The organism is Paraburkholderia sp. GAS41, from assembly GCF_050436545.1.
Lineage (GTDB): Bacteria > Pseudomonadota > Gammaproteobacteria > Burkholderiales > Burkholderiaceae > Paraburkholderia.
Window position 1 is genome coordinate 64,079 of sequence record NZ_JBNDMK010000001.1, and the last position, 17,132, is coordinate 81,210.

Below are 17,132 nucleotides of genomic sequence, written 5' to 3' on the forward strand. Positions count from 1 at the left end.
CGACCGTGAGGTTCGCCAGCCTGGGAAGCGGCAGTGAAGGCAATGCTTTGCTCGTTGAAGTGCAAAGCGGCGCGACGACCACGCGCGTTTTGCTCGACTGTGGCTTCTCGGCCAAGGAAGTCGAGCGCCGCCTTGCGCGGCTCGGTTCGGGCGTCGAGGGGCTCGACGCCATTCTCATCACCCACGAACACAGCGACCATATCGGCAGCGCCTTGACGCTGGCGCGTAAATGGTCAATTCCGCTCTACATGAGTTGGGGAACGGCGCGCGCGGTAGGTGCCGACGAAGCCGACGTCGACCTGCACGTTCTATGGGGCGACGAAGCGGTCGCGATCGGCGATGTCAGCGTGTTGCCCTATACCGTACCGCACGACGCACGCGAGCCCTTGCAGTATGTGCTGTCCGATGGCGCAGGACGCCTCGGCGTGCTGACCGATGTCGGTACGTCGACGCCACACATTAGCGCGGTGCTGGGCGGCTGCGACGCACTGGTGCTCGAATGCAATCACGATGTACGGATGCTGGCGGCGAGCCGCTATCCGCAATCGCTGAAAGCGCGGATTGGCGGCAATCACGGCCACCTGAACAACGAGGCTGCAGCGGAAATCCTCGCTTCTCTCGATCGCTCGCGCTTACGTCATCTGGTCGCAGCGCATTTGAGCCAGCAAAACAATTCGCCGGAGCTCGCCCGTGCGGCAATGGCGGGTGTGCTGGGCGCAGCGGCCACCGAAGTCGTGGTGGCCTCGCAGGATGATGGATTCGACTGGTTGAGCCTCTGAGGCGGCAGCTCACCCGTCGGAGAATACCGCCGTCGCGTGAGCCAAAAAGAAAACGCCCATGACAGTTGCCTGTCATGGGCGTTGTTTATTCCTGCGCTGAAGCACGTACCGTTTGTGCATCCAATACCGCTTCAGGCTTGGCGGGCGTGGGCCGTCTTTTATCTCGGCCCGCGCCGTTCAGTCATGCCATGTTAATTGCGGTTGCCGCCAAAGATGCCGAGGATGGCCAGCAGGTTCACGAACACGTTATACAGGTCAAGGTAGATTGCGAGCGTGGCGGTGATGTAGTTCGTCTCGCCGCCGTTCACGACGCGCTGTACGTCGAACAGCATATACGCCGAGAAGATCACAATGGCGAGTACCGACACCGTCAGCATCAACGCGGGCAGGTGCAGGAAGATGTTGGCGACCGAGGCGAGGATCAGCACGATCACGCCCATGAACAGCCATTTACCAAGGCCCGAGAAGTCACGCTTGCTCACCGTGGCGATGGTGGCCATGGCCGTGAAGATCACGCCCGTGCCGCCGAACGCCATCATGATCAGCGACGGACCGTTCGAGAAGCCGAGAATGAAGCTCAGCATGCGCGACAGCATCAAGCCCATGAAGAACGTGAAGCCGAGGAGCACGAACACGCCGACCGCGCTGTCTTTGGTGCGCTGGATGGCGAACATGAAGCCGAAGGCGATGGCGAAAAACGCCAGCATGCTCATGGCCGGGCTGGTGGCCGCGAACAGGGAGAAGCCGGTGGCGACGCCTACCCACGCGCCCAGCACCGTCGGCACCATGGACAGCGCCAGCAGCCAGTAGGTATTGCGCAGCACGCGGTTACGGGTTTCGGCCGTACTGACAGCGCCATTGCGGCCAAAGCTATAGGGATGGTCGTTCATGCTTTCTCCTTGCGTCAGGCGTAATCACTCGCCGTGGTTTATGCAGCGCCAGCCAGCAAGTTCGCCGCCAGTCGCTTGATCTGTACTGTACAACCCTAAGATTAGCGCCGACTTAAGGAGTTTCAATCCCTGGCGGTAGCCTATTACAGACAAATACAGACTCTTCGTTGGAGTCTTTCAATGCCGTAAGGGTTCAATCACAATCATACATGGGAACATGCTACAATAGCGGATTCATTTGAATCTGTAACCTCTTAATTTTCTGGAGTTTTTATGGCGATCGAACGCACCCTGTCGATTATCAAGCCGGACGCAGTGGCCAAGAACGTGATCGGGCAGATCTACAGCCGTTTCGAAAACGCTGGTCTGAAGATCATCGCTTCGCGCATGGTTCATCTGTCGCGCGCTGACGCGGAGAAGTTCTACGCTGTGCACGCTGCACGTCCGTTCTTCAAGGACCTCGTCGACTTCATGATCTCCGGTCCGGTGGTTGTGCAAGCGCTGGAAGGCGAAAACGCAATCCTGAAGCATCGCGACCTGATGGGCGCAACGGATCCGAAGAAGGCAGAAAAGGGCACGATTCGCGCAGACTTCGCAGACAGCATCGACGCGAATGCCGTGCATGGCTCGGACGCTCCGGAAACGGCGAAGGTCGAGATCGCGTTCTTCTTCCCGGAAGTCAACGTTTACTCGCGCTAATCGTTCGGCGAAGTAGTAAGGTAAAGCAGCAGGAACGGGCGCGAACGGCACATGCGTTCATGCAGCTTGTTGCATGAACGAAAGTCTCGCACTGAAATGGCAGGATTCGATATGACGAGCAGTCCAACCGTCAACCTTCTCGATCTCGACGCTCAAGGGCTCGTCGCCTATTGCGACAGCCTCGGCGAGAAGCCGTTTCGCGCCAAGCAATTGCAGCGCTGGATTCACCAGTACAACGCTGCAGACTTCGACGGCATGACCGATCTGGCGAAGTCATTGCGCGAAAAGCTCAAGGGTCGGGCAACCATGACGATGCCAGGCATCGTCAGCGATCACATCTCTACCGACGGCACACGCAAGTGGCTGATCGACGTCGGCAACAGCAACGCGGTTGAAACCGTCTTCATTCCGGAAGAAACGCGCGGCACGCTGTGCGTGTCGTCGCAGGCGGGGTGTGCGGTGAACTGCCGGTTCTGTTCCACCGGCAAACAAGGTTTCTCACGCAATCTCACTACCGGCGAAATTATCGGCCAGCTACGGATGGCTGAATTTGCGCTGCGTGCCTCGCTAGGCACAGCGGGCGGTCGCGCAGTGGGAGGCGAAGGCAAGGGCGAGCGGGTCGTCACGAACGTCGTGATGATGGGTATGGGCGAGCCGCTCCTGAATTACGACGCGGTGGTGCCGGCCATGCGCCTGATGCTCGACGACAACGCATATGGTCTGTCACGCCGGCGCGTCACGCTCTCCACTTCGGGTGTAGTGCCGATGATGGACCGGCTTGGCGCGGATCTGCCCGTGGCGCTCGCGGTTTCGCTGCATGCGCCGACGGATCCGCTGCGCGACATGTTGGTACCGCTCAACAAGAAATATCCGCTGCGCGAATTGATGGCGGCATGCCAGCGCTATCTGAAAGTTGCGCCGCGCGATTTCATTACGTTTGAATACTGCATGCTGGACGGTGTCAACGACAGCGAGGCGCAAGCGCGCGAACTGCTCGCCGTGACGCGCGACGTGCCGTGCAAATTCAATCTGATTCCGTTTAATCCGTTCCCGGAGTCCGGGCTGCTGCGCTCGAAGAATGAGCAGATCAAGCGGTTTGCACAGGTCCTGATGGACGCGGGTGTGGTCACCACGGTGCGCAAGACGCGCGGCGACGACATCGACGCGGCGTGCGGTCAGTTGGCAGGCGCGGTCAAGGACCGTACCCGTCTTGCCGAGCGCACGGGTCGCGGGGCCAAGGTGATCGAGGTCCGCGCAGTGTGAGCACGGTGGCGGGGAACGTGGGCCGCGAAGCTGCGGTGCGCAAAAAGACTGCCATGCATCACGGTATTGAAAAGAAAGTTGGCAGAAGCGATCGGAAGCGGCACACGAGGCCGCACATTTTGTTATAAACGGTCTGCGCAATCGACTCGAGGCATGGCGCCTCAGTGGTTCGCGCGTAAAAAAGAATCGACGCGAAAGGATTTGGGATGAGTGAGCCGCAGCACCCGCACCCGCAGGACACAGGGACCGACGCAGACCATCCAGTACCGGCAGCAGCACGCGCTGTGGTGCAGCCTGCTCTGCAGACGGGGTTGGACTCGCTGGCGACGGTGGGCGCGCGACTGACGCAACTCCGCGAATCGAAAAACTGGTCGATCGACGACGTGTCGGCCCGGCTGAAGGTGTCGTCAACGAAGCTGCGGGCGCTCGAGGCAGGCGATATCAGCCACTTGCCGGATACGACCTTCGCGCTTGGTGTGGTGCGCAGCTACGCGAAGATGCTTGGTGTCGATCCGGCGCCGTTTACGCAGGCAATGCGTCGCGAAAAAGGCGTGCCGGAGCCGGATCTGTCCATGCCGGCTTCGTCGGGTAGAGACTTGCCGCGTGGCCGAGTTTCGTTGTCGCTGGGCGGCAGCGGTAGTCAGAAACATCGCTCGTGGCTGTGGGGTATCGCCGCGGTGATCGTCGCGGTGATCGCACTGGGTATGTGGCATACCAACGGCGGCGATTCGTCGGCGTGGCTGGCACGACTGCGCGCTAGCGCCAATGGCGCGGCGGGCAACGCAAATGGTGCGTCGGGCGCGGTTGCACAGGGGCAGGCGGCCGGCTCAGAGGCCGCCGTGGACGAAGCGGCGCCGGCTGCATCGGCACCGGATCAGGCACAAGCTGCGGCGGACAATGGCGCATCGGCAGTGCAACTGCCGGCACCGTTGGCAACGGGCGACGTAACGAGTTCGGCGCCGGTGGTTGCGGCGGCGCCGAAAGTAGCCTCTCAGGCAAACTTGCAGGCAACGGCGCAGACGCCTGCGACGAAGCCTGCCAGTGCGCCGGCGGCGGCTCCGGCGGTGGCGACGACGGCTGACGGCGCGTCGAGCGCAGCTGAGGCAGCAGCGGGCGAGTCGATCGTGGCGGTACGCGTGACGCAGGACAGCTGGTTCAGCGTGCGCCAGAATGACGGCAAGGAAATATTTTCCGGCCTCGTACATGGTGGCGACAGCAAGGAAGTGTCGGGCGTGGGGCCATTCAAGGTCACGGTCGGCAACAAGGCCGGACTTGAATCGATGACGCTTGACGGCCAGCCGGTCGACCCGGCGAAATATTCGTCCGCCAAGGGCAATGTGGCGCGCATGACGCTGCCTTGATACGGTGTGCGTCGCGGCCCCATTGGGGCGCGGCGCTTTTTCAATTCATGCGGCATGTGGCAAGCGCGTTGCGCGCCGCATGCGGCGTAAATGGGTTTTTCGATGCACTCCGAAGCTCAATCCCAATCCAGTATTTCGTCTGCTAGCCAGATTAGTTCGAACGAGCCGGTTTTTGGCGGTCACGCAGCGCGGCGCAAGTCGCATGCTGTGGATGTCCGTTGGGGCGGCAACCTCGTGACGATCGGCGGTGATGCGCCGGTGCGCGTGCAGTCGATGACCAACACCGATACCGCCGACGCGATCGGTACGGCCATCCAGATCAAGGAACTGGCTCAGGCGGGTTCGGAACTGGTGCGCATCACGGTCAACACGCCGGAAGCGGCAGCGGCTGTGCCGGCCGTGCGCGATCAGCTCGACCGCATGGGCGTGTCGGTGCCGCTCGTGGGCGACTTCCACTACAACGGCCACCTTCTGCTGCGCGACTATCCCGCCTGCGCGGAAGCGCTGTCGAAGTATCGGATCAATCCGGGCAATGTCGGCCATGGCGCCAAGCGCGATACGCAGTTCGCGCAGATGATCGAAGCCGCGATCCAGTACGACAAGCCGGTACGTATCGGCGTCAACTGGGGCAGTCTCGACCAGGACCTGCTCGCGAAGATGATGGATGAAAACGCCGCGCGCTCCACACCGTGGGAAGCGCAGAGCGTGATGTATGAAGCGCTGATCCAGTCGGCCATCGGCTCGGCCGAGCGCGCCGTCGAATTGGGTCTGGGCCGCGACAAGATCATCCTGTCGTGCAAGGTGAGCGGTGTGCAGGACCTGATCGCCGTGTATCGCGAACTCGCACGCCGATGCGAATTCGCGCTGCACCTGGGGCTCACCGAAGCAGGCATGGGTTCCAAGGGCATCGTGGCGTCGACCGCGGCGCTTTCGGTATTGCTGCAGCAAGGCATCGGCGACACGATCCGCATCTCGCTCACGCCTGAACCGGGTGGTCCGCGTACCGGCGAAGTGATCGTCGGTCAGGAAATCCTGCAGACCATGGGCCTGCGTTCGTTCACGCCTATGGTAATCGCATGCCCGGGTTGCGGCCGTACCACCAGCACGCTGTTCCAGGAACTGGCGTCGCAGATCCAGACATATCTGCGCCAGCAGATGCCGGTGTGGCGCGATCAGTATCCTGGTGTGGAGAAAATGCACGTCGCCGTAATGGGCTGCATCGTGAACGGTCCTGGTGAATCGAAGCAGGCCAACATCGGTATCAGTCTGCCGGGTTCGGGCGAGAATCCGGCCGCGCCGGTGTTTATCGACGGCGAGAAGGTCAAGACGTTGCGCGGTGAGCATATCGCCGAGGAATTCCAGCAAATCGTGAGCGACTACGTCGAGCGCACTTATGGCCGCGCGAGCGCGCTCAACTGAGAAGTATCAAGCGAACACAGATGACTGAACAGAAGAAAAAGCTCGAGAAATTGTCCGGTGTGAAGGGCATGAACGACATCCTCCCGCAGGAAGCAGGGCTGTGGGAGTTTTTCGAAGCGACCGTCAAGTCGATGCTCCGTTCTTACGGATACCAGAACATTCGCACACCGATCGTCGAGCATACGCAACTGTTCACGCGCGGTATTGGCGAAGTGACGGACATCGTCGAGAAAGAGATGTACAGCTTTACTGACGCGCTGAACGGCGAAAACCTGACGATGCGTCCAGAAAATACTGCTGCCGTCGTGCGCGCTTCGATTGAACACAACATGCTTTACGACGGCCCAAAGCGTCTGTGGTACATCGGCCCGATGTTCCGTCACGAACGTCCGCAGCGTGGTCGCTATCGCCAGTTCCATCAGGTGGGCGTCGAGGCGCTGGGCTTTGCTGGTCCGGATGCTGACGCTGAGATCATCATGATGTGCCAGCGGTTGTGGGACGACCTCGGCTTGATCGGCATTCGTCTTGAAATCAACTCGTTGGGGCTCGCCGAAGAACGCGCGGCCCACCGTGTTGAGTTGATCGCCTATCTGGAAAAGCACATGGACGTGCTTGACGAAGAAGCGAAGCGCCGTCTGTACACGAACCCGCTGCGCGTGCTGGATACGAAAAACCCGGCCATGCAGGAAGTCGCGCAAAACGCGCCGAAGCTGATTGATTTTCTGGGTGAAGCATCGCGCGCGCATTTCGAAGGACTGCAGCGTCTCCTGAAGGCAAACAACCTGCCGTTCACGATCAATCCGCGTCTCGTGCGCGGTCTCGATTATTACAATCAGACCGTGTTCGAATGGGTGACCGACAAGCTCGGCGCGCAAGGTACGGTGGCGGCCGGCGGCCGTTACGACCCGCTCATCGAGCAACTGGGCGGCAAGCCGACGGCTGCCTGCGGTTGGGCGATGGGTGTCGAGCGCATCCTCGAACTGCTGAAAGAAGAGAACCTCGTGCCGGAAGACGAAGGCTGCGATGTGTACGTGGTCCACCAGGGCGACGCGGCGCGCGAACAGGCTTTCATCATTGCCGAGCGTCTGCGCGACACCGGCCTTGACGTGATCCTGCATTGCAGCCCCGACGGCCAGACGGCGAGCTTCAAGTCGCAGATGAAACGGGCAGACGCAAGCGGTGCGGCCTTTGCGGTGATCCTCGGTGAAGACGAGCTTGCGAATGGCACAGTCGGTGTGAAGCCGCTGCGCAATGCCAGCCAGGATGGTGATAAGAGCGAGCAACACAACGTGCCGGCCGAAGACTTGACCGAATTTCTAATCAATGCGATGGTTGCATCCGCCGAAGACGGCGACGACTAATTGCAGTGTCGTCGGCCATGCGGTTCGACACATACAAGGTAATAAAAAGAGAAGGAATCGCTTGGCGATGAGTTACCACGACGAACAAGAATCGATTGAAGGGTTGAAGGCCTGGTGGGCACAGTGGGGTAATTCCACGACGTGGATCGTGCTGGTGGCGCTACTCGCGTCCGCGGGCTGGAACGGCTGGAATTACTGGCAGCGGCATCAGGCGGCAGAAGCCGCAGTGCTGTACGACGAGGTGCAACAGGCGGTAAACGCCGGCGATAAAGCCATGGTGACCCGCGTGGCGGGTGACATGGAAGACAAGTTCGGCGGCACCGCGTATGCGCAGATGACGGCGCTGGTGGCGGCAAAGGCGCTCTACGTGGCGGGCGACGAAGCCGGTGCGAAGGCCCAGTTGCAATGGGCGATCGATCACGCCAAAGACGACGAATTCAAGCAGGTCGCGAAGTTGCGTCTGGCGTCGTTGCTGCTGGACGACAAGGCTTACGACCAGGGCCTCGCGCTGCTGGCTGAGCCGCAATCGGATGCTTTCAAGGGCGTAGTGGCGAACGGCCGCGGCGATCTGCTCGCGGCCGAGGGCAAGCGTGCCGATGCACGTGTGGCCTATCAGCTCGCGCTCGATGCACTGTCGAAGACCGATACATCCACGCGCCAGTTGATCCAGTTCAAACTGGACGCGCTGGGCGGCTGAGCGTCGCACGACGTCCAGCCCGTCCCATTTGATTAATCTCCCTAAATGCAACGTCAACCGATGAATCTGCTGAAACGCTACGCTGTGCCCGTTGCCTGTGCGATGACCGTCCTGATGGTGACGGCTTGCTCATCCACGAAGGACGAGCGCCGCGCACCGACGCCGCTCACCGAGTTCAAACCCGTGCTGAACGTGCAGCAGGCGTGGAAGTCCAGCGTCGGTAAGGCAGGGCGCTACCTGTTCTCGCCGGTAGCGGTCGGCAACGTGGTGTATGCCGCGGGCGCGAATGGCTCGGTCGCGAAGATCGACGCGCAAACCGGCAAGGACATCTGGCGCATCAAGGTCGGCAGCGACCTGTCCGCCGGTGTGGGCAGTGACGGCACACTGACAGCGGTTGGCGGGCTCAAGGGCGAGGTCTTCGTGCTTGGCGAGGACGGCAAGGTACTGTGGAAGAACACGGCGCCCGGCGAAATCATTTCGCCGCCGCTGGTGGGTAATGGCTTCGTGATCGTGCGTACGGTCGACGGTCAGATCACCGCGTTCAACGCCCAAACCGGCGAGCAGAAGTGGGTGTACCGCAATCGCGCCGTGCCGCTCAATCTGCGCGTGTCGGCGGGCATGACGTTCGCGGGTAACCAGGCCGTGCTCGCGGGCTTCCCGGGTGGCAGCTTCGCAGCCATCAACGTTCAGACGGGTGACAGTTTCTGGGAAACGCCGGTGTCGTATCCGAAGGGTGTGACCGAAGTCGAACGGATCAATGACGTCACCGGTCCGCCGACGCTGGTCGGAGCGGAAACCTGCGCTGTGACGTTCCAGGGGCAAATGGGCTGCTTCGATGCGAACTCGGGCCGTCCGGTGTGGGAAAAGGCGTTCTCCAGCACGACGGGCGTCGCCCAGGATGAAAACACCGTGGTGGGCGGCGACGACTGGTCGGTGGTGAGCGCGTTCGACGCGACGAACGGCAACCAATTATGGAGCAACGACAAGCTGAAGAATCGCGAAGTGAGCCTGCCGTACCTGCTCGGTCACGCTGCTGTGATCGGCGATTACCAGGGCTTCGTGCATTTCCTGTCGCGTGACGACGGCACGTTCGTCGCACGGATGCCGACCGACGGCAGCCCCATCACCGCTGCCCCGGTTTTGGCTGGCGAAACGCTGGTGGTGCAGACGCACGACGGCGACCTGTACGGCTTCCGTCCGCGTTAAGCGCGAGAAGAGGCTTACGCAGCAGGACGCGCAGGCCGGCTTAGCCGGCCGCGCGTCTTTTTTGCCGCAGGACAGTCGCGCAGCGCCCGCGCTGCACGGTTTGTCCCGGCACAAGGTCATCGAATGGCCTTGAGCAGATCAAGTAGAAGACAGAAACATGGATTGTCGGCCCGGCTGGTCCGGCAATTGCACCCAAGACGGTCCGCCTCACCGTCTGGAACAGATAGAACCTGGCGCACACAGGCGTGCCGCCCATACAGCCAACCCAACGTCCGCCTGGATGGGCATATATGCCGCACACCCGGGGCCGGCCGAATTCGTGATAATTTGCGTCAAACGCAGCCGCGACGCGGCCGCATGGCGTCGTGCGCGGGGTGGTCGATATCGACCTCGCGTTTCACCGTGAACAACATCTGATGAAACCCGTTATTGCCCTTGTGGGGCGCCCCAATGTGGGGAAATCCACGCTATTCAACCGCCTCACGCGTTCGCGTGATGCCCTCGTTGCCGACCTGCCAGGCCTGACGCGCGATCGTCACTACGGCGAGGGGCGCACGGGGGAACGGCCGTACCTCGTCGTCGACACCGGTGGTTTCGAGCCGGTCGCCAAAGACGGCATCCTCCATGAAATGGCGCGGCAGACCCGACAGGCGGTCGAGGAGTCGGACATCGTCGTGTTCATCGTCGACGGCCGCAACGGTCTCGCGCCGCAGGACAAGTCGATCGCCGACTATCTGCGCAAAACCGGCCGGCCGATTTTCCTCGTGGTCAACAAAGCCGAGGGGATGAAGTACAGCGCCGTGGCAGCAGACTTCTACGAACTTGGTCTCGGTGATCCGCGCGCCATTTCGGCGGCGCACGGCGACGGCGTGACCGAAATGATCAACGAGGCGCTGGAAGTCGCTTACGCCGGTCAGCCGGAAGAGAGTGATGAGGAGAAGGCGTCGCGTGGCATCAAGATCGCCATCGTCGGCCGCCCGAACGTCGGCAAGTCGACTTTGATCAACGCGCTGGTGGGCGAAGAGCGCGTGATTGCGTTCGACATGCCCGGCACCACACGCGATTCGATCTACGTCGACTTCGAACGTCAGGGCAAGCCCTACACGCTGATCGACACGGCTGGCCTGCGTCGCCGCGGGAAAGTGTTCGAGGCGATCGAGAAGTTTTCGGTGGTGAAGACGTTGCAGTCCATCTCGGATGCGAACGTCGTGATCCTGCTGCTCGACGCCCGCCAGGATATCTCGGATCAGGACGCGCACATCGCCGGTTTCGTGGTCGAACAGGGCCGCGCGCTAGTTGTTGGCGTAAACAAATGGGACGGCCTCGACCCGCATGTGCGCGAGCGCACCAAAGCGGATCTCGAGCGCAAACTAAAATTTCTCGACTTCGCCAAGTTTCACTTTATTTCCGCGGTTGAGAAGACCGGGATTGGTCCACTGATGCGTTCGGTCGACGATGCGTATAAGGCTGCAATGACCAAGCTGCCGACGCCGAGACTGACGCGCGCATTGATCGACGCAGTCGAATTCCAGCAGCCGCGCCGCCGGGGTCCGGTGCGTCCGAAGCTCCGTTACGCTCACCAGGGGGGGCAGAACCCGCCGATCATCGTGATCCACGGCAACGCGCTCGACGCGATCACGGAAACGTATAAACGCTACCTCGAAAACCGCTTCAGGGAAACTTTCGGCCTGACCGGGACTCCATTGCGCATAGAGTTCAGATCATCGACGAACCCTTATGCGGACAAAGGCTGAAACCCGCATGTGTGTTGGGTTTGGCCGGATGGCCAGGCTGCTCGCGCAAAAACGAAAATCGGCTATAGTGTAGCGGTTGACGACGGATTTCTTTTTCTTCGTCGTCAATTTAGTCAACCTGCAAAAAAATACGGAGTTTGCTATGAGCAACAAAGGGCAATTGTTACAAGACCCGTTTTTGAACGCACTGCGTAAAGAGCACGTGCCGGTGTCGATCTATCTGGTCAACGGCATCAAGCTTCAAGGGAACATCGAATCGTTCGACCAGTACGTCGTGTTGCTCCGGAATACGGTCACCCAGATGGTCTACAAGCACGCCATTTCGACTGTGGTGCCTGCCCGTCCGGTGAATTTCCACCCGGACTCCGAACAGTCCTAACCTCTCGTCTCGGCCGGCGCAGTGTCGCCCGTTTGGCGATCTCTCCCGGCCGCTTCATTTTGATACCCTCCAATTTGACCAACGCAGCGCTTGTCGGCATCGACTTCGGTAAGATCGATTTCGAAGCCAGTCTCGAAGAACTCAGCCTGCTCGCACAAAGCGCGGGCGCGAATCCCATCGTTACCCTCACCGGACGCCGGTCCAGTCCCGATGCCAAGATGTTCGTCGGCAGCGGCAAGGCCGAAGAACTGCGTCTTGCGTGCGAGGCCAACGACATTGAACTCGTCATCTTCAATCACGCTCTTGCGCCTGCCCAGCAGCGCAATCTGGAGCAAGCGCTTAACAGGCGTGTGATCGATCGTACGAGTCTGATCCTCGATATTTTTGCGCAGCGCGCCCGCAGCCACGAAGGCAAGCTGCAGGTCGAGCTCGCGCAGTTGCAGTACCTGTCCACGCGGCTGATCCGCGCATGGACCCACCTGGAACGGCAAAAAGGCGGTATCGGCCTGCGTGGTCCGGGTGAAACCCAGCTTGAAACCGACCGCCGGCTGATCGGCGAGCGCATCAAGGCGCTCAAGACGCGGCTCGAAAAATTGCGCCGTCAGCACGGCACGCAGCGGCGCGCGCGCGAGCGCAATCGCACGATGTCGGTGTCGCTGGTCGGCTATACCAACGCGGGCAAGTCGACGCTCTTCAATGCGCTGACCAAAGCTCAGGCCTATGCCGCGGACCAACTATTTGCGACGCTCGATACAACTTCGCGGCGCGTCTATCTCGGCGACGAAGTGGGGCAGGTGGTGGTGTCCGACACGGTCGGCTTCATCCGCGAGTTGCCTCACCAACTGGTGGCCGCGTTCCGCGCCACGCTCGAAGAAACCATTCACGCGGACCTGCTGCTGCACGTGGTGGACGCATCGAGCGCGGTGCGCCTCGATCAGATCGATCAGGTCAACGAGGTGCTGCACGCAATCGGCGCGGACACGATCCGCCAGGTGCTGGTGTTCAACAAGATCGACGCCGTACCTGAGCTGGCGGCCCGCGGCGAGGCGGTCGAGCGGGACGAGTATGGTAATATTTCGCGCGTCTTTTTGAGCGCGCGCACCGGGCAGGGGCTGGACACACTGCGCGCTGCCATCGCCGAAATCGCGGCTGCCGAACCTCTTTCCGACGAGCAGCGCGTGGGGCCGGAGGAAGATCACCGGCTTGCTGAACCGCGCGACGACCGCAAGGTCCCAGAACTCGGGCACTGACCCGTTCCAATTGCACTGACCCGCTGTCTACTCTGGTGAACGAACACAGGTGAACGATTACAACGAGCGGAGTATCTGGCTGCGCCTGCGCGCCATTCTTTCGATGAACGATCCGCGCTGGGGCCGGGGTGACGGCAATGGTGCGAAGCAACGGCCGAACGAGCCCAAGCGTCCGCAGAACGGCAAGGATGGCGATGGGCCGCCCGATCTCGACGAAATGTGGCGGGATTTCAATCGCCGCCTGAGCAGCATCTTCGGTCGCAAGGGCACGGGTGGGGGCGCAGGTCGCCCGGACGACGGGCGCGGCGCACGCATCGGCGTGGGCATCGTGATCGGTGTGCTGATCGCCATCTATCTCGGCAGCGGCGTGTTCGTCGTGCAGGACGGCCAGGCCGGCGTGGTGACACAATTCGGCCAGTATCGCTATACCGCGACGCAGGGTGTGCATTGGCGCCTGCCGTATCCGTTCGAAGCGCAGGAGCTGGTCAATATCGGCGATGTGCGTCAGGTGGAAATCGGTCGCAACAATGTGGTGCGGGCGGCGAACGTCAAGGATTCGGCGCTGCTCACGCATGACGCGGACATCGTCGATGTGCGCTTTGCCGTGCAGTACCAGGTGCGCAGCGCGACCGACTATCTGTTCCGCAGCGTCGACCCCGATCAGAGCGTGGTGCTGGCCGCACAGGCCGCAGTGCGCAACATCGTCGGCGCGCGCAGCACCGACGACATCCTCTATCAGGATCGCGAAGCAATCCGCCAGCAACTGTCGGATGCGATCCAGCATTCCCTGGACGAATCGAAGACCGGGCTCGTGGTGACGGGCGTGACTATTCAGGGCGTGCAGGCGCCTGAGCAGGTGCAGGCTGCTTTCGACGATGCTGCGAAGGCGCATCAGGATCGCGAACGCGCGAAGGCGGACGCCCAGGCGTATGCCAATGATTTGCTGCCGCATGCCCAGGCCGACGCGGCGCGTCTCGTCGACGAGGCAAAGACCTATAGCGACCAGGTCGTGGCTCAGGCGCAAGGCGACGCCGAGCGCTTCAAGCAGGTCTACGAGCAGTACTCCAAAGCGCCAGCGGTGATCCGCGAGCGCATGTACCTGGACACCATGCAGCATATCTATTCGAATACGACGAAGGTATTTGTCGACAGCAAGGCTGCTAACAACGTGTTGTATCTGCCGCTCGACAAACTGGTCGAGGCGACGCGTCAGCGTGTAGCTGAAGCCGCAGCCGCTGGCGCGGCGTCCGGCGCCGCTGCGGTGTCGGCTCCAGCTGTGGTCGCGCCGCAGGCGGCGAGCGGTGCCGCGGCATCGGCTCCGGCATCCGCAGCCGCCACCGCGGCGAGCGACACCGACGCGGCCAGCGATTCTTTGCGTTCGCGCGACGCGTTCCGCAGCCGCGGCCGCGAAGACGACATTCAGTGAGGAGCGCCAACATGAATCGAATCATTGCGCTCGTCGTGGTTATCGTGGTGCTGCTGTTTGCGGCTTCGTCGACGGTATTCGTGGTCGATCAGCGTCATATGGCAGTGCTGGCTGGTCGTGACGATGCGGCGCCCGCGCTGCTCGGCCCAGGCCTGCACGTCAAACTGCCGCCGCCGTTGCAAACCCTGATGCTGGTCGACAACCGGATCCAGACACTGGATACGCCGGACGAAGACCGTTACGTCACGTCTGACAAAACGGACTTGCTGGTGGACCCGGTGGTCAAGTTTCGCGTGACGGATGCGCTCAAGCTGTTCGCGCAAACCAAGGGCGACGACCAGACATTGCCGGACCGTCTCGCCCTGCTGTCGCGAAGCGCGCTAGGCGATGCGTTTGCCAAGGTCACCTTGGCCGACGCGTTGGGCAAACAGCAGGCGCTCGCCGACGAAGCACGCGCTGCGATGGCGGCCGCGGCCGCTTCGCTCGGTGTCGAGGTCGTCGACATCCAGTTGGCGCGGGTCGATTTTCCGGCAGCCATGACCGACTCCGTCTACAAGCGCATGAGCGCGGCGCGTGAACAGGCCGCCAGCGCGGAACGCGCCAAGGGCGTGGCCGAAGCCGATCAGATCAAGGCGGATGCCGCCACCCAGCAGCAGGCATTGCTCGCGGACGCGTACATGCAGGCGCAGACGATCAAGGGCGGGGGCGACGGCAAGGCAGCTTCCATCGCCGCGGACGCCTATGGTCGCGATCCGCAGTTCTACCAGTTCTACCAGAGCATGCTGGCCTACCGGAACACCTTCAAGCCGAACGACGTGATCGTGGTCGATTCGAGCAGCGAGTTTTTCCGCTTCATGCGTAGCCCGACCGGTGACGTGTCACCGGACGCCGTCGCCACACCGCGCAAACACTGATTACCGGAGCGCCGCGGCGTACGTATCGCGGCACCCTCACTCGCATGGATATAGCCGGCTCGTTGTTGCTTGCGATCGCACTGATGCTGATCATCGAGGGCATGTTCCCCTTCGTTTTTCCCAGCGCCTGGCGCGATACGTTTCGTAAAATAGCGGAGCGGCCCCCTCATCAGATCCGTATTGGCGGGCTGATCGTGATGGTGCTCGGTCTGCTGTTGCTGTATATCGCGACCTGAATCGGCGCGCGGTTGCCGCGCTGGGGTGTAGAGTCGGGCATCCCGTCAACCTTCGCCGCCCGCGAGAGGCATGTGCATCCGCGCCGCGACGAGGCGCGTGTCAGCACGTTCGTCCGGCCCAAAAAGCCGCGGCGGACCCAGCCGTGGCCCAAACGGCCGGGCTCGTGCGCAAGCTGTCCATCATTCTTATTTACCGGCGCGCCCAGGCGCCGTGTTCACCGTCGTAGGACTGTATCGATGTCGACCTGGTTACTTCCCGAGAATATTGCCGACGTGCTGCCGTCGGAAGCCCGCAAGATCGAAGAGTTGCGGCGCCATCTGCTGGACCGCTTTCGCGTCTACGGCTACGAGATGGTCATGCCGCCGCTGCTCGAATACCTCGAGTCGCTTCTGACCGGCGGGGGCCACGACCTGAATCTGCGCACGTTCAAGCTGGTCGACCAGTTGTCGGGCCGCACGCTCGGCCTGCGCGCCGACATGACGCCGCAGGTGGCGCGCATCGACGCGCACTTGCTGAACCGTCAGGGCGTGACGCGCCTGTGCTATGCCGGCAACGTGCTGCATACGCGTCCGCGCGGACTGCACGCAACCCGCGAGCAGATCCAGATCGGCGCGGAAATCTACGGGCACGCCGGGCTGGAAGCGGATCTCGAGATCCAGCAGTTGATGCTCGATGCGCTGCGTCTGGCCGGTCTCGCCCGGGTGCGTCTGGACCTGTGCCATGCCGGCGTGCTGGCGGCGCTGATCGACGCGGAACCCGCTGCGGCGGCGCTTGGCGAGTCGCTGTATGAAGCGCTTGCTGGCAAGGACGTGCCGCGTCTCGCCGAACTGACGGCCAATCTCACCCCGGTTACGCGCGATGCGCTGCGTGCCTTGCCGTCGCTCTACGGCGACGCCTCGGTACTCGGAGAAGCACGCGCACGCTTGCCGGATACGCCGGAAATCGCCCGTGCGCTCGACGACCTGGCGTTCCTCGCGAGCCAGGTGGACGGTGCGGAGGTGATGATCGACCTCGCCGATCTGCGCGGTTACGCTTACCACAGCGGCGTGATGTTCTCGGCCTACGTGGACGGTGTGCCGAACGCGGTGGCGCGTGGCGGTCGTTACGACCACGTGGGACAAGCCTACGGACGTGCGCGCGCAGCAACCGGCTTCTCGCTGGATTTGCGTGAAGTGGCGCGTATCTCGCCCATCGAGGCACGCAGCAGCGCGATTCTCGCCCCCTGGCAGCACGATGACGCACTGCGCGCCGCAGTGGCCACGTTGCGAGATGCCGGCGAAGTGGTGATCCAGGCATTGCCCGGTCACGATCACGCGCTCGACGAGTTTGCTTGCGACCGTGTATTGGTCGAGCGCGACGGCGCGTGGCTTGTCAAACCGCGTTCCTGATCAGTTGTTTTAGCGTTGCAAAAGATCGGCGCGGTGCCGGACCGCGCTATTTCGATATACCCAGAACAACGTCCATACCGTTGAGCGGAAACGGAAAAATTCGGAAGGT

Annotated in this window: 16 protein-coding genes; 15 read left to right on the forward strand and 1 reads right to left on the reverse strand. The window is 62.0% G+C overall.

All coding sequences use genetic code 11. The annotated features are described in order from the left end of the window. Nucleotides 1–5: 5 nt before the first annotated feature. A complete protein-coding gene (locus P3T43_RS00290) occupies nt 6–779 on the forward strand; it encodes an MBL fold metallo-hydrolase (protein ID WP_429279044.1) in 774 nt (257 codons plus the stop codon). A gap of 191 nt (nt 780–970) precedes the next feature. Here the strand turns inward: P3T43_RS00290 and P3T43_RS00295 are convergent, their stop codons facing one another. Next, a complete protein-coding gene (locus tag P3T43_RS00295) occupies nt 971–1,669 on the reverse strand; it encodes a Bax inhibitor-1/YccA family protein (protein WP_429279045.1) in 699 nt (232 codons plus the stop codon). A gap of 273 nt (nt 1,670–1,942) precedes the next feature. Between P3T43_RS00295 and ndk the strand changes: the two genes are divergently transcribed. The 14 genes from ndk to P3T43_RS00365 all read left to right on the forward strand — a co-directional run bounded on the left by ndk (nt 1,943) and on the right by P3T43_RS00365 (nt 17,023). Next, entirely contained in the window at nt 1,943–2,368 is a 426-nt protein-coding gene (gene ndk, locus P3T43_RS00300) for a nucleoside-diphosphate kinase (protein WP_074264186.1), read from the forward strand. Nucleotides 2,369–2,479: 111 nt separating this feature from the next. After that, nucleotides 2,480–3,631 (forward strand): 23S rRNA (adenine(2503)-C(2))-methyltransferase RlmN, encoded by a 1,152-nt coding sequence (gene rlmN, locus P3T43_RS00305; protein WP_429279046.1) that lies wholly within the window; start codon nt 2,480–2,482, stop codon nt 3,629–3,631. 206 nt (nt 3,632–3,837) lie between these two features. Beyond that, a complete protein-coding gene (locus tag P3T43_RS00310) occupies nt 3,838–4,992 on the forward strand; it encodes a helix-turn-helix domain-containing protein (protein ID WP_429279047.1) in 1,155 nt (384 codons plus the stop codon). 90 nt (nt 4,993–5,082) lie between these two features. Further along, a complete protein-coding gene (gene ispG, locus P3T43_RS00315) occupies nt 5,083–6,411 on the forward strand; it encodes a flavodoxin-dependent (E)-4-hydroxy-3-methylbut-2-enyl-diphosphate synthase (RefSeq protein WP_429279048.1) in 1,329 nt (442 codons plus the stop codon). A gap of 20 nt (nt 6,412–6,431) precedes the next feature. Beyond that, nucleotides 6,432–7,772 carry a histidine--tRNA ligase gene (hisS, locus tag P3T43_RS00320; protein ID WP_429279049.1) on the forward strand — a complete coding sequence of 447 codons (1,341 nt, stop codon included), beginning with the start codon at nt 6,432–6,434 and terminating at the stop codon, nt 7,770–7,772. A 67-nt stretch (nt 7,773–7,839) separates the two neighbouring features. Further along, the gene (locus P3T43_RS00325) at nt 7,840–8,469 is read left to right on the forward strand and encodes a tetratricopeptide repeat protein (protein ID WP_429279050.1); all 630 of its coding nucleotides are present in this window, start codon (nt 7,840–7,842) and stop codon (nt 8,467–8,469) included. A gap of 60 nt (nt 8,470–8,529) precedes the next feature. Beyond that, complete coding sequence (gene bamB, locus P3T43_RS00330; RefSeq protein ID WP_429279051.1) at nt 8,530–9,675, forward strand: outer membrane protein assembly factor BamB; 1,146 nt, start codon at nt 8,530–8,532, stop codon at nt 9,673–9,675. Between the two features lie 416 nt (nt 9,676–10,091). Next, complete coding sequence (gene der / locus P3T43_RS00335; RefSeq protein ID WP_429279571.1) at nt 10,092–11,429, forward strand: ribosome biogenesis GTPase Der; 1,338 nt, start codon at nt 10,092–10,094, stop codon at nt 11,427–11,429. Nucleotides 11,430–11,571: 142 nt separating this feature from the next. Then, entirely contained in the window at nt 11,572–11,808 is a 237-nt protein-coding gene (gene hfq, locus P3T43_RS00340; RefSeq protein ID WP_006051315.1) for an RNA chaperone Hfq, read from the forward strand. 32 nt (nt 11,809–11,840) lie between these two features. Beyond that, nucleotides 11,841–13,058, forward strand: coding sequence for a GTPase HflX (gene hflX, locus P3T43_RS00345; RefSeq protein WP_429279052.1), 1,218 nt, complete (start codon nt 11,841–11,843; stop codon nt 13,056–13,058). A 49-nt stretch (nt 13,059–13,107) separates the two neighbouring features. Beyond that, nucleotides 13,108–14,484, forward strand: coding sequence for an FtsH protease activity modulator HflK (gene hflK / locus P3T43_RS00350; protein WP_429279053.1), 1,377 nt, complete (start codon nt 13,108–13,110; stop codon nt 14,482–14,484). A gap of 11 nt (nt 14,485–14,495) precedes the next feature. Further along, nucleotides 14,496–15,398 (forward strand): protease modulator HflC, encoded by a 903-nt coding sequence (gene hflC, locus P3T43_RS00355; RefSeq protein ID WP_429279054.1) that lies wholly within the window; start codon nt 14,496–14,498, stop codon nt 15,396–15,398. Between the two features lie 44 nt (nt 15,399–15,442). Next, nucleotides 15,443–15,634: a DUF2065 domain-containing protein gene (locus tag P3T43_RS00360; protein WP_429267458.1), complete on the forward strand. Its 192-nt coding sequence runs from the start codon at nt 15,443–15,445 to the stop codon at nt 15,632–15,634. A gap of 237 nt (nt 15,635–15,871) precedes the next feature. Next, on the forward strand, nt 15,872–17,023 hold the full coding sequence (locus P3T43_RS00365) for an ATP phosphoribosyltransferase regulatory subunit (protein WP_429279055.1): 1,152 nt from the start codon (nt 15,872–15,874) through the stop codon (nt 17,021–17,023). Nucleotides 17,024–17,132 lie beyond the last annotated feature (109 nt).